General features: G+C 64.7%; 16 protein-coding genes and 2 tRNA genes. 12 read left to right on the top strand and 6 right to left on the bottom strand.

Annotation, left to right across the window (positions count from 1 at the left end):
- Window positions 1–42 precede the first annotated feature (42 nt).
- From HMPREF2914_RS16915 to rluD, 5 genes are all read right to left on the bottom strand, one after another.
- Window positions 43–119: transfer RNA gene (locus HMPREF2914_RS16915), tRNA-Pro, on the bottom strand.
- Window positions 120–128: 9 nt separating this feature from the next.
- A tRNA-Asn gene (locus tag HMPREF2914_RS16920) sits at window positions 129–204 on the bottom strand.
- 234 nt (window positions 205–438) lie between these two features.
- Window positions 439–3,003 carry an ATP-dependent chaperone ClpB gene (gene clpB / locus HMPREF2914_RS16925; RefSeq protein WP_003094682.1) on the bottom strand — a complete coding sequence of 855 codons (2,565 nt, stop codon included), beginning with the start codon at window positions 3,001–3,003 and terminating at the stop codon, window positions 439–441.
- Between the two features lie 155 nt (window positions 3,004–3,158).
- On the bottom strand, window positions 3,159–3,887 hold the full coding sequence (gene pgeF / locus HMPREF2914_RS16930; protein ID WP_023092931.1) for a peptidoglycan editing factor PgeF: 729 nt from the start codon (window positions 3,885–3,887) through the stop codon (window positions 3,159–3,161).
- Entirely contained in the window at window positions 3,884–4,846 is a 963-nt protein-coding gene (gene rluD, locus HMPREF2914_RS16935; protein WP_003094686.1) for a 23S rRNA pseudouridine(1911/1915/1917) synthase RluD, read from the bottom strand. Before rluD ends, pgeF begins: the two co-directional genes overlap by 4 nt.
- A gap of 145 nt (window positions 4,847–4,991) precedes the next feature.
- On the opposite strand from rluD, the gene HMPREF2914_RS16940 reads away from it, so the two are divergent.
- The 4 genes from HMPREF2914_RS16940 to pilR all read left to right on the top strand — a co-directional run bounded on the left by HMPREF2914_RS16940 (window position 4,992) and on the right by pilR (window position 9,353).
- Window positions 4,992–6,017, top strand: coding sequence for an outer membrane protein assembly factor BamD (locus HMPREF2914_RS16940; RefSeq protein ID WP_023092932.1), 1,026 nt, complete (start codon window positions 4,992–4,994; stop codon window positions 6,015–6,017).
- 156 nt (window positions 6,018–6,173) lie between these two features.
- On the top strand, window positions 6,174–6,419 hold the full coding sequence (locus HMPREF2914_RS16945; protein ID WP_009316269.1) for a PP0621 family protein: 246 nt from the start codon (window positions 6,174–6,176) through the stop codon (window positions 6,417–6,419).
- Entirely contained in the window at window positions 6,409–8,001 is a 1,593-nt protein-coding gene (gene pilS / locus HMPREF2914_RS16950) for a two-component system sensor histidine kinase PilS (protein WP_003110428.1), read from the top strand. The genes HMPREF2914_RS16945 and pilS overlap by 11 nt, the downstream gene beginning before the upstream one ends.
- A gap of 14 nt (window positions 8,002–8,015) precedes the next feature.
- Window positions 8,016–9,353, top strand: a complete 1,338-nt coding sequence (gene pilR, locus HMPREF2914_RS16955) for a two-component system response regulator PilR (protein ID WP_003110427.1) — start codon at window positions 8,016–8,018, stop codon at window positions 9,351–9,353.
- Between the two features lie 45 nt (window positions 9,354–9,398).
- Here the strand turns inward: pilR and thiO are convergent, their stop codons facing one another.
- Window positions 9,399–10,493 carry a glycine oxidase ThiO gene (gene thiO, locus HMPREF2914_RS16960; protein WP_023092933.1) on the bottom strand — a complete coding sequence of 365 codons (1,095 nt, stop codon included), beginning with the start codon at window positions 10,491–10,493 and terminating at the stop codon, window positions 9,399–9,401.
- A 134-nt stretch (window positions 10,494–10,627) separates the two neighbouring features.
- Between thiO and HMPREF2914_RS16965 the strand changes: the two genes are divergently transcribed.
- The 8 genes from HMPREF2914_RS16965 to pilE all read left to right on the top strand — a co-directional run bounded on the left by HMPREF2914_RS16965 (window position 10,628) and on the right by pilE (window position 17,970).
- Window positions 10,628–11,137, top strand: coding sequence for a GspH/FimT family pseudopilin (locus tag HMPREF2914_RS16965; RefSeq protein WP_023092934.1), 510 nt, complete (start codon window positions 10,628–10,630; stop codon window positions 11,135–11,137).
- A gap of 105 nt (window positions 11,138–11,242) precedes the next feature.
- The gene (locus tag HMPREF2914_RS16970) at window positions 11,243–11,749 is read left to right on the top strand and encodes a GspH/FimT family pseudopilin (RefSeq protein ID WP_003110423.1); all 507 of its coding nucleotides are present in this window, start codon (window positions 11,243–11,245) and stop codon (window positions 11,747–11,749) included.
- The gene (gene pilV, locus HMPREF2914_RS16975) at window positions 11,740–12,297 is read left to right on the top strand and encodes a type 4a pilus minor pilin PilV (protein WP_003110422.1); all 558 of its coding nucleotides are present in this window, start codon (window positions 11,740–11,742) and stop codon (window positions 12,295–12,297) included. The genes HMPREF2914_RS16970 and pilV overlap by 10 nt, the downstream gene beginning before the upstream one ends.
- Window positions 12,294–13,118, top strand: coding sequence for a type 4a pilus minor pilin PilW (gene pilW, locus HMPREF2914_RS16980; RefSeq protein ID WP_023092935.1), 825 nt, complete (start codon window positions 12,294–12,296; stop codon window positions 13,116–13,118). Before pilV ends, pilW begins: the two co-directional genes overlap by 4 nt.
- Window positions 13,115–13,702, top strand: a complete 588-nt coding sequence (gene pilX / locus HMPREF2914_RS16985; RefSeq protein WP_003094700.1) for a type 4a pilus minor pilin PilX — start codon at window positions 13,115–13,117, stop codon at window positions 13,700–13,702. Before pilW ends, pilX begins: the two co-directional genes overlap by 4 nt.
- 11 nt (window positions 13,703–13,713) lie before the next feature.
- A complete protein-coding gene (gene pilY1, locus HMPREF2914_RS16990) occupies window positions 13,714–17,199 on the top strand; it encodes a type 4a pilus biogenesis protein PilY1 (RefSeq protein WP_070702835.1) in 3,486 nt (1,161 codons plus the stop codon).
- Window position 17,200: 1 nt separating this feature from the next.
- Entirely contained in the window at window positions 17,201–17,548 is a 348-nt protein-coding gene (pilY2, locus tag HMPREF2914_RS16995) for a type 4a fimbrial biogenesis protein PilY2 (RefSeq protein WP_003094713.1), read from the top strand.
- Window positions 17,545–17,970 (top strand): type 4a pilus minor pilin PilE, encoded by a 426-nt coding sequence (gene pilE / locus HMPREF2914_RS17000; RefSeq protein ID WP_003094721.1) that lies wholly within the window; start codon window positions 17,545–17,547, stop codon window positions 17,968–17,970. Before pilY2 ends, pilE begins: the two co-directional genes overlap by 4 nt.
- Window positions 17,971–18,007 lie beyond the last annotated feature (37 nt).

Raw genomic sequence — 18,007 nt, forward strand, 5'->3', positions numbered from 1 at the left:
GCCAACTGCTCTACCGACTGAGCTAACGACCCAAGTATGAGGTGGTCGGGGTAGAGAGATTCGAACTCCCGACATCCTGCTCCCAAAGCAGGCGCGCTACCGGACTGCGCTATACCCCGATTGGAAGTTGGCTCCGCGACCTGGACTCGAACCAGGGACCCAATGATTAACAGTCATTTGCTCTACCGACTGAGCTATCGCGGAACGTCTTTCTTCCAACCCTGGACGCTTCCGGTGTTGCTGGATTCGCGTCTCAGAGGCGCGCCATTTTACGGATGCGCGCGGGCATGTCAACCCTCTGATCCAAAAAGTTTTTCTTCTTTTTCCACGAGCGACAAAACGGCCCTTCCACTGCATGCGGCAGCGCTCTCGCGCCTACCGGACGCCCATGAAAAAGCCCCGCCGAAGCGGGGCTTTCCCTGTCCGCCCCCGAAGAGGTCAGGCGAAGACGATCTCGTCGCCTTCCACCTTCGCCGAGATACTGGCACCCGGCGCGAATTTGCCGGCCAGGATCAGTTGCGCCAGCGGGTTCTCGATCCAGCGCTGGATGGCCCGCTTCAGCGGGCGTGCGCCATAGACCGGGTCGAAGCCGACGGCAATCAGCTTGTCCAGCGCCTCCTGGCTCAGTTCCAGGCTCAGCTCGCGCTCGGCCAGGCGCTTGCGCAGGCGACCGAGCTGGATCTCGGCGATGCCGGCGATCTGCTCGCGAGCCAGCGGCTCGAACACCACCACTTCGTCGATCCGGTTGATGAATTCCGGACGGAAGTGCGCATTGACCGCGTCCATCACTGCGGCACGTTGCGCCTCGCGGTCGCCGGCCAGCTCCTGGATCTGCGCCGAACCGAGGTTGGAGGTCATCACCACCACGGTGTTGCGGAAGTCCACCGTACGCCCGTGACTGTCGGTCAGGCGTCCGTCCTCGAGCACCTGGAGGAGAATGTTGAATACATCCGGATGGGCCTTCTCCACCTCGTCCAGCAGCACCACCGAGTAGGGCTTGCGGCGGATCGCCTCGGTCAGGTAGCCGCCTTCCTCGAAGCCGACGTAGCCCGGAGGCGCGCCGATCAGGCGGGCCACCGAGTGTTTCTCCATGAACTCGGACATATCTATCCGCACCAGCGCCTCCTCGGTATCGAAGAGGAACTCGGCCAGCGCCTTGCACAACTCGGTCTTGCCCACCCCGGTCGGGCCGAGGAAGAGGAACGAGCCGCTCGGCCGGTTCGGATCGGCGAGGCCGGCGCGCGAACGGCGCACGGCGTTGGACACGGCGACTACCGCCTCGTCCTGGCCGATCACTCGCCGATGCAGCTCCTGCTCCATGCGCAGCAGCTTCTCGCGCTCGCCCTCGAGCATCTTCGACACCGGGATACCGGTCCACTTGGAAACCACTTCGGCGATTTCCTCGTCGGTCACCTTGTTGCGCAGCAACTGGTTCTCGGTCTTGCCGTGCTGGTCGACCATCTGCAGGCTGCGTTCCAGGTCCGGGATGGTCTGGTACTGGATGCGCGCCATGCTCTCGAGGTCGCCCTTGCGCCGCGCCGCCTCCATCTCCTGCTTGGCCTGCTCGATCTTCTGCTGGATCTGCGCCGAGCCCTGCACCTCGGCCTTCTCGGACTTCCAGATCTCCTCGAGGTCGGCGTATTCGCGCTCGAGCTTGACGATATCCTCCTCCAGCTTGGCCAGGCGCTTCCTGGTGGCTTCGTCGTCTTCCTTCTTCAGCGCCTCGCGCTCGATCTTCAGCTGGATCAGCCGACGGTCGAGACGATCCAGTTCCTCCGGCTTGGAGTCGATCTCCATGCGGATGCGGCTGGCGGCCTCGTCGATCAGGTCGATGGCCTTGTCCGGCAGTTGCCGATCGGTGATGTAGCGGTGCGACAGCTTGGCCGCGGCGATGATCGCGCCGTCGGTGATGCTCACCCCGTGGTGCACTTCATAGCGTTCCTTGAGGCCACGGAGGATGGCGATGGTGTCTTCCTCGCTCGGCTCGTCCACCAGCACCTTCTGGAAGCGGCGCTCCAGCGCAGCATCCTTCTCGATGTACTGGCGATACTCGTCGAGGGTAGTAGCACCGACGCAGTGCAGCTCGCCGCGCGCCAGAGCCGGCTTGAGCATGTTGCCGGCGTCCATGGCGCCTTCCGCCTTGCCGGCGCCGACCATGGTGTGCAGTTCGTCGATGAACAGGATGACCCGGCCTTCCTGCTTGCCCAGTTCGTTCAGGACCGCCTTCAGGCGTTCCTCGAACTCGCCGCGGAACTTGGCACCGGCGATCAGCGCCCCCATGTCCAGGGCCAGCAGGCGCTTGTCCTTGAGGCCGTCCGGCACTTCGCCGTTGATGATGCGCTGGGCCAGGCCCTCGACGATGGCGGTCTTGCCGACGCCGGGTTCGCCGATCAACACCGGGTTGTTCTTGGTCCGCCGCTGCAGGACCTGGATGGTCCGGCGGATCTCGTCGTCGCGACCGATCACCGGGTCGAGCTTGCCTTCCTCGGCGCGCTTGGTCATGTCGACGGTGTACTTGTCCAGCGCCTGGCGCGACTCCTCGACGTTCGGGTCGTTCACCGCTTCGCCGCCGCGCAGGTTGGCCACGGCATTCTCCAGCGCCTTGCGCGACACGCCCTGGCCGAGCAGCAGCTTGCCGAGCCTGGTGTTCTCGTCCATCGCGGCCAGCAATACCAGCTCGCTGGAGATGAACTGGTCGCCCTTCTGCTGGGCCAGGCGGTCAGCCTGGTTGAGCAGGCGTGCGAGATCCTGGGACAGGTTCACGTCGCCGGTCGGGCTCTGGATCTTCGGCAGCGCGTCGAGTTCTTTGTTGAGGCCGCTGCGCAGGGCGGCGATATCGAAGCCGACCTGCATCAGCAGGGGCTTGATCGAGCCGCCTTGCTGCTCGAGCAGGGCGGAAAGCAGGTGCACCGGCTCGATGGCCGGATGGTCATGGCCAACGGCCAGGGACTGGGCGTCGGAGAGCGCCAGTTGCAGCTTGCTGGTCAAACGGTCTATTCGCATGGGTCGTCCTTCCTTCTATAGAGCGGGCCGGAACGATGGGTGTCCCTGATGAAGAAAAGCCCGCCGAGATGACTCAGTAGATAAGGGCGATTTTCCGCGGTTCAAGCGACCGGACCGTGACATCGGTCAGCTGCCGCCGGATAACCTGCGCGGGCCTAGTCCTGGAGCCAGACCAGGCTGGCAAAACGGCCGGTACGCGACGAGCGGCGGTAGGAATAGAAGCGCGCGGTATCGCTGAAGGTGCAGAAGCCGCCGCCATGCACGGCGGTGACGCCATGGGCGCCCAGGCGGATCCGCGCGAGTCGGTAGATGTCGGCCATGAAGCGGCCCGGATTGGCGCTAGGTACGAAAGCCGAGCGCGCCTCGGCGTGCGCAGCGACGAATGCATCGCGGACCTCGCCGCCGACCTCGAAGGCCTGCGGGCCGATCGCCGGCCCCAGCCAGACCAGCAGTTCGTCGCCGGGCACGCCCAGGCTGTCCACCGTCGCCTCCAGCACGCCCGCCGCCAGCCCGCGCCAGCCGGCATGGGCCGCGGCCACGCGGGTGCCCGAGCGGTCGCAGAACAACGCCGGCAGGCAGTCGGCGGTCATGATCGTACAGGCGACGCCCGGCATCGCGCTCCAGCTGGCGTCGGCCCTGAGCACCCGGCTCGGGTCGGCCTCCACCACTGTCACTCCGTGCACCTGTTCCAACCAGCTCGGCCGGCATTCCAGAAGCTCGGTCAGGCGTCGGCGGTTTTCTTCCACGGCGCGCGGATCGTCGTCGACGTGGGCGCCAAGGTTCAGACTGTCGAAGGGTGCCTGGCTGACCCCGCCACTGCGCGTGGTCACGCAGGCCCGCACACGGGCCGGCGCCGGCCAGTCGGGGGTCAGCCAGGCGTTCATCCGACGAACGCCTCGCGATCCTGGCGCAACAGGCTGAGCAGCCAGAGGAAGTCTTCCGGCAGCGGCGACTCCCACTTCATGCGCACGCCGGTGGCCGGGTGATCCAGTTCGAGGAAGCGCGCGTGCAGCGCCTGCCGGGGGAATTCGCGAAGAGTCTGGACCAGGGTCTGGCTGGCCACCGGGGGAATCCTGAAGCGCCCACCGTAGACCGGATCGCCGACCAGGGGATAGCCAATATGGCTCATGTGCACGCGGATCTGGTGGGTACGCCCGGTCTCCAGCTTGACCCGGGTATGGGTGTGCGCACGGAAGCGTTCCAGCACGCGGTAATGGCTGACCGCCACCTTGCCGGCGTCGACCACCGCCATCTTCTGCCGCTGCACGCCATGCCGTCCGATCGGCGCATCGATGGTGCCGCCGGAGGTGATCACGCCGATCACGATCGCCTCGTAGATGCGGCTGACCGACCGTGCCTGCAGTTGCGCCACCAGCTTGGTATGAGCCTCCAGCGTCTTGGCCACCACCATCAGGCCGGTCGTGTCCTTGTCCAGCCGGTGGACGATCCCGGCGCGCGGCACATTGGCGATGTCCGGAACATGGTAGAGCAAGGCATTCAGCAGGGTGCCGTCCTGATGGCCAGCAGCCGGATGGACCACCAGGCCGGCGGGCTTGTCGATCACCAGGATGTGCTCGTCCTCGTAGACGATTTCCAGCTCGATGTCCTGTGCGAGCCACTCGCCCTGGGCTTCCTGCTCGGCCTCCAGGACCAGTTGCGCGCCGCTGTGGACGATGTCGCGCGGGCGCAGCACGGCGCCGTCGACGGTCAGGCGACCGTCCTTGATCCAGCCGGCCAGACGGGAGCGGGAGTGTTCGGGAAAAAGCTGGGCGGCGATCTGGTCGAGACGCTGGCCACCCAGCTCGAACGGCACCTCGGCCGCGCGTTGAATCATATCGGACATGAGTAGGAGACGATGCTCAGCGCGGCTTTTGGAATCGGCTACGCGCTGTGGTTAAATACGGGGTCTTTGTCCCAGGGGGTGCCTGGGGCGCCAATCATAACAGACGGTTGAGGCCAAGCCGACCGTCCCAGGGACGCAAGCCGCCATGCAAGTGAAACACCTGCTGCTGATCGCCATCCTCGCCCTCACCGCAGCCTGCTCCTCGAACAAGGAGACTGTCGACGAGAACCTGAGCGAGAGCCAGCTGTACCAGCAGGCGCAGGACGACCTCAACAACAAGAGCTACAACAGCGCCGTCACCAAGCTGAAAGCCCTCGAATCGCGCTATCCCTTTGGCCGCTACGCCGAGCAGGCCCAGCTCGAGCTGATCTACGCCAACTACAAGAACATGGAGCCCGAAGCCGCCCGCGCCGCCGCCGAACGCTTCATCCGCCTGCATCCGCAGCACCCCAACGTCGACTACGCCTACTACCTCAAGGGCCTGTCCTCCTTCGACCAGGACCGTGGCCTGCTGGCGCGCTTCCTGCCGCTGGACATGACCAAGCGCGACCCGGGCGCCGCCCGCGACTCCTTCAACGAGTTCGCCCAGCTCACCAGCCGCTTCCCCAACAGCCGCTACGCCCCGGACGCCAAGGCGCGCATGGTGTACCTGCGCAACCTGCTGGCGGCCTACGAAGTGCACGTCGGCCACTACTACCTGAAGCGCCAGGCCTATGTCGCCGCCGCCAACCGCGGTCGCTACGTGGTGGAGAACTTCCAGGAAACCCCGGCCGTCGGCGATGGCCTGGCGATCATGGTCGAAGCCTACCGTCGCCTGGGTCTCGACGACCTGGCCAGCACCAGCCTGGAAACCCTCAAGCTCAACTATCCGGATAACGCCAGCCTCAAGGATGGCGAGTTCGTCGCCCGCGAAAGCGAGGCCGACACCCGCTCCTGGCTGGCCAAGGCCACCCTGGGCCTGATCGAGGGCGGCGAGCCGCCGCCGCACATGGAAACCCAGGCCGCCAAGGACGTGATCAAGCAGTACGAGGATGCCGAGCGGGAGATCCCCGCCGAACTGAAGCCGGAAAACCAGGGTCACAGCGCCGACGACGAGAAGCCGGAGAGCGATGACGACGAAGACTCCGGCCGCTCCTGGTGGAGCTACATGACCTTCGGTCTCTTCGACTGATCGCACGAAACACCGAAGGGAGGCGCAGGCCTCCCTTCTTTTTGCCCGCCGCCATGCCTCTCCCAGCGCCAAACGCCGCACAGCCTGGACCTTCCCGGCTGGGATCGAGCCGGCGGCTTGGCTAAACTGCAGCTTTCTCCAGCCTCCGAGATCACCATGGGCCTTTTCCGCCTCCTGTTCTGGATCGCCCTGATCGCCATCGCGTTCTGGCTCTGGCGTCGCTTTACCCGTCCCACTCCGCGCCAGCAGCAACGTCCGCAGGACGAGCCGAGCGCATCGCCGATGGTCCGCTGCGCCCATTGCGGCGTCCACGTGCCGCAGACCAACGCCCTCGCCCACGAACAACGCTGGTATTGCAGCCAGGCGCACCTGCGCCAGGACCAGGGCGACCGTGCGCGCTGAACGGCTACGGCTGAGCGAGGAGCAGGGGCAACGCATCCTCCGTCTGTACCACCTGTACCGCCTGACCATCGGCCTGGTACTGGTCCTGCTGATCTCCAGCGAACTGGAAGATCAGGTCCTCAAGCTCGTCCACCCTGAACTGTTCCATGTCGGCAGTTGGTGCTACCTGGTCTTCAACATCCTGGTCGCGCTGTTCCTGCCGCCGTCGCGGCAATTGCTGCCGATCTTCATCCTCGCGCTCACCGACGTGCTGATGCTTTGCGGCCTGTTCTACGCAGGTGGCGGCGTACCCAGCGGCATCGGCAGCCTGCTGGTGGTGGCGGTGGCCATTGCCAACATCCTGCTGCGCGGGCGCATCGGCCTGGTCATCGCGGCGGCGGCCAGCCTCGGCCTGCTCTACCTGACCTTCTTCCTCAGCCTGAGCAGTCCGGACGCCACCAACCACTACGTCCAGGCCGGCGGCCTCGGCACCCTGTGCTTCGCCGCCGCGCTGGTGATCCAGGCTCTGGTGCGGCGCCAGGAGCAGACCGAAACGCTGGCCGAAGAACGCGCCGAGACGGTCGCCAACCTGGAGGAACTCAACGCATTGATCCTGCAGCGCATGCGCACCGGCATCCTCGTGGTCGATAGCCGTCAGGCCATCCTCCTCGCCAACCAGGCCGCCCTCGGCCTGCTCAGGCAGGACGACGTGCAGGGCGCCAGCCTCGGCCGCCACAGCCCGATGCTGATGCACTGCATGAAGCAATGGCGCCTGAATCCCAGCCTCCGTCCGCCGACGCTCAAGGTGGTGCCGGACGGCCCGACGGTGCAACCCAGCTTTATCAGCCTCAACCGCGAAGACGACCAGCACGTGCTGATCTTCCTCGAAGACATTTCGCAGATCGCCCAGCAGGCGCAGCAGATGAAGCTGGCCGGTCTCGGCCGCCTGACCGCCGGCATCGCCCATGAGATCCGCAACCCGCTGGGCGCGATCAGCCACGCCGCCCAACTGCTGCAGGAGTCAGAGGAACTGGATGCCCCGGACCGACGCCTGACGCAGATCATCCAGGACCAGTCGAAGCGGATGAACCTGGTCATCGAGAACGTCCTGCAGCTCTCCCGTCGCCGCCAGGCCGAACCGCAGCAGCTCGACCTGAAGGAGTGGCTTCAGCGGTTCGTCGACGAATATCCCGGCAGGCTGCGCAACGACAGCGAACTGCACCTGCAGCTCGGTGCCGGCGACATCCAGACCCGCATGGACCCACACCAGTTGAACCAGGTGCTGAGCAACCTGGTGCAGAACGGTCTTCGCTACAGCGCCCAGGCGCACGGGCGCGGCCAGGTCTGGCTGAGCCTCGCGCGCGACCCGGAGAGCGACCTGCCGGTGCTGGAAGTCATCGACGACGGTCCCGGCGTACCGGCGGACAAACTGAACAACCTGTTCGAACCCTTCTTTACTACAGAAAGCAAAGGCACCGGCCTGGGCCTCTATCTCTCCCGCGAACTCTGCGAGAGCAACCAGGCACGGATCGACTACCGCAATCGCGAGGAAGGCGGCGGCTGCTTCCGCATCACCTTCGCCCACCCGCGCAAACTCAGCTGACGGAAGCCGCACGCATGAGCCGACAAAAAGCCCTGATCGTCGACGATGAACCGGATATCCGCGAACTGCTGGAAATCACTCTCGGCCGCATGAAGCTGGACACCCGCAGCGCCCGCAACGTCAAGGAAGCCCGCGAGTTGCTGGCCCGCGAGCCGTTCGACCTGTGCCTCACCGACATGCGCCTGCCGGACGGCAGCGGCCTCGATCTGGTCCAGTACATCCAGCAGCGCCATCCACAGACCCCGGTGGCCATGATCACCGCGTACGGCAGCTTGGACACCGCGATCCAGGCGCTCAAGGCCGGTGCCTTCGACTTCCTCACCAAACCGGTCGACCTCGGTCGCTTGCGGGAGCTGGTGGCAACCGCCCTGCGCTTGCGCAACCCGGAAGCCGAGGAAGCGCCGGTGGACAACCGCCTGCTCGGCGAGTCGCCGCCGATGCGCGCCCTGCGCAACCAGATCGGCAAGCTGGCGCGCAGCCAGGCGCCGGTCTACATCAGTGGCGAGTCCGGCAGCGGCAAGGAACTGGTGGCGCGCCTGATCCACGAGCAGGGGCCACGTATCGAGCGGCCGTTCGTGCCGGTGAACTGCGGCGCGATTCCCTCCGAGCTGATGGAAAGCGAGTTCTTCGGCCACAAGAAAGGCAGCTTCACTGGCGCTATCGAAGACAAGCAGGGCCTGTTCCAGGCCGCCAGCGGTGGCACCCTGTTCCTCGACGAAGTCGCCGACCTGCCGATGGCCATGCAGGTCAAACTGCTCCGGGCGATCCAGGAAAAGGCCGTGCGCGCGGTCGGCGGCCAGCAGGAGGTCGCCGTCGACGTGCGCATCCTCTGCGCCACCCACAAGGACCTCGCCGCCGAAGTCGGCGCCGGGCGCTTCCGCCAGGACCTCTACTACCGCCTCAACGTCATCGAGCTGCGCGTACCGCCGCTGCGCGAACGCCGCGAGGACATCCCGCTGCTCGCCGATCGCATCCTCAAGCGCCTGGCCGGCGACACCGGCCTGCCGGCCGCCAGGCTGACCGGCGACGCACAGGAGAAGCTGAAGAACTACCGCTTCCCGGGCAACGTCCGCGAGCTGGAGAATATGCTGGAGCGCGCCTATACCCTGTGCGAAGACGACCAGATCCAGCCTCACGACCTGCGCCTGGCCGATGCGCCGGGTGCCAGCCAGGAAGGCGCGGCGAGCCTGAGCGAAATCGACAACCTCGAGGACTACCTGGAAGATATCGAGCGCAAGCTGATCATGCAGGCGCTCGAGGAGACCCGCTGGAACCGCACCGCCGCGGCCCAGCGCCTGGGCCTGACGTTCCGCTCGATGCGCTATCGCCTGAAAAAGCTGGGCATCGACTGAAAATGAAAAGGCCTGTCCGAAGACAGGCCTTTTGGTTTTCGCTCCTCAGAGGCGACCAGCCGGGGCGTAGGGGGCCGGGTCGATGATCGCTTCCCGCCCGCTCATGAGATCCGCCAGCAGACGGCACGACGCCGGCGCCAGGACCAGCCCGTTGCGGTAGTGCCCGGTATTCAGCCAGAGCCCGTCGAAGCCAGGCACCGGACCGATATAGGGGATACCTTCGGGAGAGCCCGGGCGCAACCCTGCCCAGTGGGCCACCGGCTGCATGTCCGCCAGTTCCGGCAACAGTTCTGCCGCAGACGCCCTGAGGCTTTCCAGCGCCTCGTCGGTCGGCGTCTTGTCGAAGCCCGAATGTTCCAAGGTGCTGCCGATCAGGATGTGGCCGTCGCGCCGCGGAATCGCGTAGCGCCCCTTGGCCAGCACCATGCGCGGCAGGAAATCCGCCGCGCACTTGTAGAGGATCATCTGCCCTTTCACCGGTACCACGGGCAGTTCCAGGCCAAGCGGCTTCAACAACTCGCCGCTCCAGGCGCCTGCCGCCAGCAGCACCTTGTCGCCACGGATCTCGCCACGCGAGGTCGCCACGCCGACCACTCGATCGCCGTCGCGCAACCAGCCGCGCACCTCCGTCTGCTCATGCAACTCGAGATTGGCGAATTGTTGCAGGGATGCCCGCAATGAGCGCGCCAGGCGAGGATTGCGCACATTGGCCACGCCCGACATGTAGACCGCCCGCTGGAAGCCCGCGCCCAGCCCGGGCACCGCCGCGTAGGCCTCCTCGATCGGCACTTCCTTCAACGGCCGGGTGTGGTTGCGTGCCCACTGCAGTGCCTCGATCTGGTCGTCCAGGTCCAGCCAGTACAGGCCAACGGTATGGACCTCGGGATCGAGCCCGGTCTCGTCGAGCAAACGCTGCCCCAGGGCCGGGTAGAAGTCCTGCGACCAGTGCGCCAGGGCGGTCACCGCCGGGCTGTAGCGCCACGGATAGAGCGGCGAGACGATCCCGCCTCCCGCCCAGGATGCCTCACGCCCACTCTCGCCCCGCTCCACCAGGGTCACCCGCAGTCCGGCGAGCGCCAGCTCCCGGGCGGTCAACAGGCCGATGACACCAGCGCCCACTACCACAACTCTTTCCGACACCAGGGCCTCCACGATCACACAGGGGTTGCAGAAAAGTCGGTCATACGCCTCATCCCGCTGCTGATTGAGGCAACGGGGAAAATCCGGCGAGATACGACCGTCGCGGAATGATACGAGCAAAAGGGCCGCCTGCCATGGTCGAAAGGTCGCAGAGAGCGTTGACGCTCACCGAGCTGCTGTTTGCGCTGGTTCTGCTGGGGATACTGGGAAGCCTGGCGCTGCCCGGGATGGCAGCCTGGCTGGACGGCAATCGCCAGCGAAGCGTGTTGCACGAACTGAGTGCGAGCATCCAGCTGGGCAGAGCGCATGCCGTCGCCTACCAGCGCGCGGTGACGCTCTGTCCGTCGACCGATGGCCGTCACTGCGGCAGCGACTGGGGAAAGGGCTGGCTGCTTGCGGAAGACGGTGGGGAACGGCTTCTCGTGGGACGCGCGCTTGCAAAGAAGGAAAGGCTCCGCTGGAACCGTTCGAACCGCCTCAGGTTCCTCCCCAGCGGCCAGCTCAACATTCACAACGGGCGGTTTCTGCTCTGCGGAAGGCATACCGTTGCCTGGCAACTGATCCTCAACCGGCAGGGCCGGCTCCGTACCGCGAGCGCCAGGGAGAACCGGGAGAAACGTGAGCTATGCAGCACTTCCGGATGATCATGGACCAGTTGTCCTGCCCCACGGGCCGACCGTCAACGACCGCAAGACGCTCCCAGGCCCGTTTGGCATGCTTTCCAGGCGTAGACCCCCTGGAGCAACCGCATGTCATATCGTTCCAACTCGACCGGCTTCACCCTGATCGAGTTGCTGATCATCGTCGTCCTGCTGGCCATCATGGCGAGCTTCGCCATTCCGAGCTTCAAGCAGCTGACAGAACGCAACGAACTGCAGAGCGCCGCCGAGGAACTCAATGCGATGCTGCAGTACGCTCGCAGCGAAGCCGTGTCCCAGAGGCGCGCGATCAGCATCCAGGCGCTGAAGGACAAGGACTGGGGCAAGGGCCTGAGCATAGGTGTCCTGGCCTCCGGCTCGATCGCCGCGCCCCTGCGCAAGCACGACGGCTTCCGTGCCGCCACGCTGACAGCGAAGGAAAAGAGCGCCGTGGAACATCTGACCTTCACGGCCAACGGTACCCTCGTACCGCCAACGGAACGAACCTTCGCCATCTGCCAGAACGGCAAGACCGACGGCGGCCGCGTGCTGAGCATCAGCCAGGCCGGCCGGATCCAACTCGAACCTTCCTCCAAGGCGCCCCAGTCATGCTATTGAAATCGCGGCACAAGCCGCTGTACCAATCCGGCTTCAGCATGATCGAAGTGCTGGTCGCCCTGCTGCTGATCAGCATCGGCGTGCTGGGCATGATCGCCATGCAGGGCAAGACCATCCAGTACACCGCCGACTCGGTCGAGCGCAACAAGGCAGCCATGCTCGGCAGCAACCTGCTGGAAAGCATGCGGGCGAGCCCGAAGGCGCTGTACGACGTCAAGGACCAGATGGCCACGCAATCCGACTTCTTCAAGGCCAAGGGGTCGGCGTTCCCCACCGCGCCGTCCTCCTGCACGCCATTGCCCGACGCGATCAAGGACCGCCTGGGATGCTGGGCGGAACAGGTGAAGAACGAACTGCCAGGCGCTGGCGACCTGCTGATGAGCGACTACTACATCTGCCGCAGCTCGAAGCCGGGCGACTGCGACGGCAAGGGCTCCATGCTGGAAATCCGCCTGGCCTGGCGCGGCAAGCAAGGCGCCTGCGTCAACGCCGCCGACAGCAGCGCCGACACCTCCCTCTGCTACTACACCCTCAGGGTCGAGCCATGAGCATGAACAACCGCTCCCGACGGCAATCGGGTCTGTCCATGATCGAACTACTGGTGGCCCTCGCCATCAGCAGCTTCCTGATTCTCGGGATTACCCAGATCTACCTGGACAACAAGCGCAACTACCTGTTCCAGCAAGGCCAGGCAGGCAACCAGGAAAACGGACGCTTCGCCATGATGTTCCTGGACCAGCAACTGGCCAAGGTGGGTTTCCGTCGACGTGCGGACGACCCCAACGAGTTTGCCTTCAAAGCGCTGGCCAAGTCCGCATTTTGCGAGGAGTTCAAGGCCGGAGCCACCCTGGTGCCCGCGATAGCCAAGACCGGCCAAACCGGCTTCTGCTACCGCTACCAGCCGGCGCCCGGCGAGGCCTACGACTGCGAAGGCAATTCGATCACCACGCCCAGCGATCCATTTGGGACTGCCGACGCCATAATCGCCCGCATTCTCTTTATACCCTCAACCGCCGATGCTCCCGGAACGCTTACCTGCTCGGCGCAGAGCCTCAAGGACAGAGGCCAGGAGATCGTCAGCGGCCTGGTCGACTTCAAGCTCGAGTACGGCGTCGGCCCGACCATGGCCGGCAAACGCGAAGTGGAAAGCTTCGTCGAACAGGCCAACATCGCCGACCGTCCGGTGCGTGCCCTGCGCTACTCCGCGCTGATGGCCAGCGACAAGAACCTGCGCCAGGGTGACAGCAAGACCCTGGACGACTGGATCACGCTCTACCCCTCGTCCAAGACCAGCCTGCAAGGCAACGACAAGGACCGCCTCTACCAGATCGCCAAGGGCAGCCAGACACTCAGGAATCTCGTGCCATGAACAACTTCCCTGCACAACAGCGCGGCGCCACGCTGGTCATCGCCCTGGCGATCCTGGTGATCGTCACCCTGCTGGCGGTCTCGAGCATGCGCGAAGTGGTACTGGAAAGCCGCATCACCGGCAACGTCATCGAACAGACTCGCTTGCAGAATGCCGCCGAGTCCGGACTCCGCGAAGGCGAGCGGCGCTTCGTCAACACCCTGCGTCCGCCGGAGCCCGGCACCGGTTGTAGGGCCGACAACGTGGCCCGTCCCTGCCTGCTGGACCTCGCCGCGCTGAACCTGAAGCTGGCGGACACCCACCAGAATCCGGTCGGCGTGCTGAAGGGCATCGCCAATACCTGGATGAGTTACCGCGGCAGCGACATCACCAGCGCGACCACCGCGGGCACGCTCTACAGCGTGCAGTGGAACAACCTGCCCATTCCCTCGGGCGGCCAGGTCAACGAAGCGGAAAGCCCCGAATACGGCAACCTGATGCGCGGCATCGGCACCTTCTACTACGAGACCAATAGCGTCGCGCGCAACCAGACCAACAGCGAAACCGTCCTGCAGACCGTTCTCGCCCGTCTCTATACCAACTGATCGAGCCTCGCATGAAATCGGCACTCCACCAGATCGGCAAGACCTCGCTGGCAGCCGCGCTCAGCGGCGCCGTCCTGCTCTCCGCCCAGACCACCCACGCCGCCGCCCTGTCGGTCAGCCAGCAGCCGCTGATGCTGATTCAGGGCGTCGCCCCGAACATGCTGGTGACTCTCGACGACTCGGGCAGTATGGCGTTCGCCTATGCGCCAGACAGCATTTCCAGATATGGGAACGATACGTTCTTCGCGTCGAACAGCTTCAACCCGATGTACTACGACCCGAATACGCGGTACAAACTGCCGAAGAAAGTAACCCTCTCCAACGGCCAGATTCAGGTCCAAGACTATCCGAAGCCGAGTTTCACCGCAGCGTGGCGCAATGGATTCACCCAACAGGGCCAAGTGGATCTGTCCCGCTACTACCGGCCAACTATTTCCTACAGTGGTGGCTCGAGTGCGGGCAGCGAGTCCAGCATGCACAGCTCTCGACTCGCGTTCTACTACCAATACTCGGGCTCCGGTTGCTCCTCGACCAACGAATCCTGTTACAAGCGTGTAGATATTGTCGGAGCAGACCAGCAACAGAACTTTGCCAACTGGTATTCCTTCTACCGTACCCGCGCCCTGGCTACCCAGACCGCCGCCAACCTAGCCTTTTATAGTCTGCCGGAAAATGCGCGGATCAGTTGGCAGTTGCTGAACAACTCCTACTGCCAGATCGGCAGCGGTTCCAGCAACTGCTACAACAACTACCTGAGAGACTTCACTGGTCAACATCGGGTGAACTTCTTCAACTGGCTGGAAAATCTTTCGGTCAATGGTGGTACGCCACTGCGCCAGGCGATGACCCGGGCAGGCGAATTTCTCAAGAAGACTGGCGTCAACGGTCCCTATGCTTATCGCCCAGGGACTCAGACCGCGCCCGAGTACAGCTGCCGGGGCAGCTATCATATCCTGATGACCGACGGTCTCTGGAACAACGACTCGGCCAGCGTAGGCAATGCCGACAGCACCGCTCGTAACCTCCCCGATGGGAAGAGCTATAGCAGCCAGACACCCTACAGGGACGGTACGTCCAATACCCTGGCCGACCAGGCCTTCCATTACTGGGCCACCGATGCCCGGCCGGATATCGACGACAACATCAAGCCGTACATTCCCTACCCGGACCAGGCCAATCCCTCGGCGGAGTACTGGAATCCGCGCAACGATCCGGCGACCTGGCAACACATGGTGACCTACACCCTGGGCCTGGGCCTGACCACCAGCCTCACCAGTCCGAGATGGGAAGGCTCCACCTTTTCCGGTGGCTACAACGATATCGTGGCTGGCAACCTGAGCTGGCCCCGCGCGTCGAACAACGACCCCAACAACGTCTACGATCTGTGGCACGCCGCAGTGAACTCCCGGGGCGAGTTCTTCAGCGCCGACTCGCCGGACCAACTGGTCGCGGCCTTCCAGGACATCCTCAACCGAATTTCGGGCAAGGACCTGCCGGCATCCCGCCCCGCCATCAGCTCGTCCCTGCAGGAAGACGACACTGGCGACAAGCTGACCCGCTTCGCCTACCAGACCAGCTTCGCCAGCGACAAGAACTGGGCTGGCGACCTGACCCGCTACAGCCTGACCACCCAGGACAAGGCCACCGTGCAGACCAAGCTGTGGAGCGCGCAGAGCATCCTCGACGCGATGCCCAACGGTGGAGCTGGCCGCAAGATCATGATGGCCGGATCCGGTACCTCGGGCCTCAAGGAGTTCACCTGGGGCAGCCTCAGCGCCGACCAGAAGCGGCAGTTGAACCGCGATCCGGACCGCAACGATGTCGCCGACACCAAGGGCCAGGACCGCGTGGCCTTCCTGCGCGGCGATCGCAGCAAGGAGAACAGCGACAACTTCCGCACCCGCAACTCGATCCTCGGCGATATCATCAACTCCTCGCCGGCGACGGTCGGCAAGGCCCAGTACCTGACCTACCTGGCCCAGCCGATCGAGCCCAGCGGCAACTACTCCACGTTCGCAGAAGCACAGAAAACCCGTGCCCCGCGGGTATACGTCGGCGCCAACGACGGCATGCTGCACGGTTTCGATACCGACGGTAACGAGACCTTCGCCTTCATCCCAAGCGCGGTCTTCGAGAAGCTCCACAAGTTGACCGCCCGCGGCTACCAGGGCGGCGCCCACCAGTTCTATGTCGACGGTTCGCCGGTGGTCGCCGACGCCTTCTTCGGCGGCGCCTGGCATACCGTGCTGATCGGCAGCCTGCGTGCCGGCGGCAAGGGCCTGTTCGCCCTCGACGTGACCGACCCCGCCAACATCAAGCTGCTCTGGGAAATCGGCGTGGACCAGGAGCCCGACCTGGGCTACAGCTTCCCCAAACCCACGGTCGCCCGGCTGCACAACGGCAAGTGGGCCGTGGTTACCGGAAACGGTTATTCCAGCCTGAACGACAAGGCCGCGCTGCTGATCATCGACCTGGAGACCGGGGCCATCACCCGCAAACTGGAAGTCACCGGCAGGACCGGCGTACCCAACGGTCTATCCAGCCCTCGCCTGGCAGACAATAACAGCGACGGCGTAGCCGACTACGCCTACGCCGGCGACCTGCAAGGCAATCTCTGGCGCTTCGACCTGATCGCCGGCAAGGTCAACCAGGACGATCCGTTCAGCCGAGCCAACGACGGCCCGGCGGTAGCCTCGAGCTTCAGGGTGTCTTTCGGTGGCCAACCGCTCTATTCGGCGGTCGACTCCGCCGGCGCGGCGCAGGCGATCACCGCCGCGCCCTCGCTGGTTCGCCATCCGACACGCAAGGGCTACATCGTGATCTTCGGCACCGGCAAGTATTTCGAGAACGCCGACGCCCGGGCCGATACCAGCCGCGTCCAGACGCTCTACGGCATCTGGGACCAGCAGACCAAGGGCGAAGCCGCGGGCAGCACACCCCGACTGACGCGCGGCAACCTGCAGCAGCAGACCCTGGACCTGCAGGCCGACTCGACCTTCGCCTCGACCGCTCGCACCATTCGCATCGCCAGTCAGAACCCGGTCAACTGGCTGAACAATGACGGCAGCACCAAGCAGTCCGGCTGGTATCTGGACTTCATGGTCAACGGCACCCTGAAGGGCGAGATGCTGATCGAGGACATGATCGCCATCGGCCAGGTGGTGCTGCTGCAAACCATCACCCCGAACGATGACCCCTGTGCCGACGGCGCCAGCAACTGGACCTATGGCCTCGATCCCTATACCGGCGGTCGCACCAGCTTCACCGTGTTCGACCTGGCACGCCAGGGCGTCGTGGACTCGAAATCCGACTACAGCTACAACAAGCAGAACGTCGCGGTATCCGGTACCGAGCAGAAAGGCCTGGGAGGCTTGACGCTGAGCACCAACGAACAGGGCAATCCGGAGGTCTGCTCCTCGGGCGAATGCCTGACCGTGAACCCCGGTCCGAACACCCGTGGCCGCCAGAACTGGCGACCCATCGAAGGAAAGAACTGATATGAAAGTGCTGCCTATGCTGCTGGCCCTGGCCGTTCCCGGACTCTGCTGGGCCGAAGAGCCCCAGACCTTCGAAGGCGCTGGCGTGGTCTTCGAAGTCCAGGTCGAGAAGAACCTGGTGGACATCGACCACCGGCTCTATCGCCTGCCCAACAGCACCGTCAGGAACGGCATGCCCAGCCTGTTCCAGGTCAAGCCGGGCTCCGTGGTGTCCTACTCTGGCACCGTCAGCCAGCCGTGGTCCACCATCACCGATATCTACATTCACAAACAGATGAGCGAACAGGAGCTGGCCGAGATGATCGAGAAAGAACAGCCCCGCCAGGACGGGGAGGAACAGCCCCGATGAGGACAAGACAGAAGGGCTTCACGCTGCTGGAAATGGTGGTGGTAGTGGCGGTGATCGGCATCCTCCTCGGCATCGCCATTCCCAGTTACCAGAACTACGTGATCCGCTCCAACCGCACCGAGGGCCAGGCCCTGCTCTCGGACGCGGCCGCGCGCCAGGAACGCTACTACTCGCAGAACCCCGGGGTCGGCTACACCAAGGACGTGGCCAAACTGGGCATGAGTTCGGCCAACTCGCCGAACAACCTGTACAACCTCACCATAGCGACGCCCACCAGCACCACCTATACCCTGACCGCCACGCCGATCAACTCGCAGACCCGCGACAAGACCTGCGGCAAGCTGACCCTCAATCAGCTCGGCGAACGCGGCGCAGCCGGCAAGACCGGCAACAACAGCACCGTCAACGACTGCTGGCGCTGAAACGAAAGAGCCCCTCTACGAGAGGGGCTCTTTCATT

The sequence above is a fragment of the Pseudomonas sp. HMSC067G02 genome, from assembly GCF_001813485.1.
GTDB lineage: Bacteria > Pseudomonadota > Gammaproteobacteria > Pseudomonadales > Pseudomonadaceae > Pseudomonas > Pseudomonas aeruginosa.

What these genes read in the sequence shown, in the direction of transcription:
- pilR (WP_003110427.1), top strand. Translation starts at nt 8,016, where the DNA reads ATGAGCCGACAAAAAGCCCTGATCGTCGACGATGAACCGGATATCCGC.
- clpB (WP_003094682.1), bottom strand. Translation starts at nt 3,003, where the DNA reads ATGCGAATAGACCGTTTGACCAGCAAGCTGCAACTGGCGCTCTCCGAC.
- HMPREF2914_RS16970 (WP_003110423.1), top strand. Translation starts at nt 11,243, where the DNA reads ATGTCATATCGTTCCAACTCGACCGGCTTCACCCTGATCGAGTTGCTG.
- pilV (WP_003110422.1), top strand. Translation starts at nt 11,740, where the DNA reads ATGCTATTGAAATCGCGGCACAAGCCGCTGTACCAATCCGGCTTCAGC.
- rluD (WP_003094686.1), bottom strand. Translation starts at nt 4,846, where the DNA reads ATGTCCGATATGATTCAACGCGCGGCCGAGGTGCCGTTCGAGCTGGGT.
- HMPREF2914_RS16965 (WP_023092934.1), top strand. Translation starts at nt 10,628, where the DNA reads ATGGTCGAAAGGTCGCAGAGAGCGTTGACGCTCACCGAGCTGCTGTTT.
- pilW (WP_023092935.1), top strand. Translation starts at nt 12,294, where the DNA reads ATGAGCATGAACAACCGCTCCCGACGGCAATCGGGTCTGTCCATGATC.
- pilX (WP_003094700.1), top strand. Translation starts at nt 13,115, where the DNA reads ATGAACAACTTCCCTGCACAACAGCGCGGCGCCACGCTGGTCATCGCC.
- pilE (WP_003094721.1), top strand. Translation starts at nt 17,545, where the DNA reads ATGAGGACAAGACAGAAGGGCTTCACGCTGCTGGAAATGGTGGTGGTA.
- pilY1 (WP_070702835.1), top strand. Translation starts at nt 13,714, where the DNA reads ATGAAATCGGCACTCCACCAGATCGGCAAGACCTCGCTGGCAGCCGCG.
- pilY2 (WP_003094713.1), top strand. Translation starts at nt 17,201, where the DNA reads ATGAAAGTGCTGCCTATGCTGCTGGCCCTGGCCGTTCCCGGACTCTGC.
- HMPREF2914_RS16940 (WP_023092932.1), top strand. Translation starts at nt 4,992, where the DNA reads ATGCAAGTGAAACACCTGCTGCTGATCGCCATCCTCGCCCTCACCGCA.
- HMPREF2914_RS16945 (WP_009316269.1), top strand. Translation starts at nt 6,174, where the DNA reads ATGGGCCTTTTCCGCCTCCTGTTCTGGATCGCCCTGATCGCCATCGCG.
- pgeF (WP_023092931.1), bottom strand. Translation starts at nt 3,887, where the DNA reads ATGAACGCCTGGCTGACCCCCGACTGGCCGGCGCCGGCCCGTGTGCGG.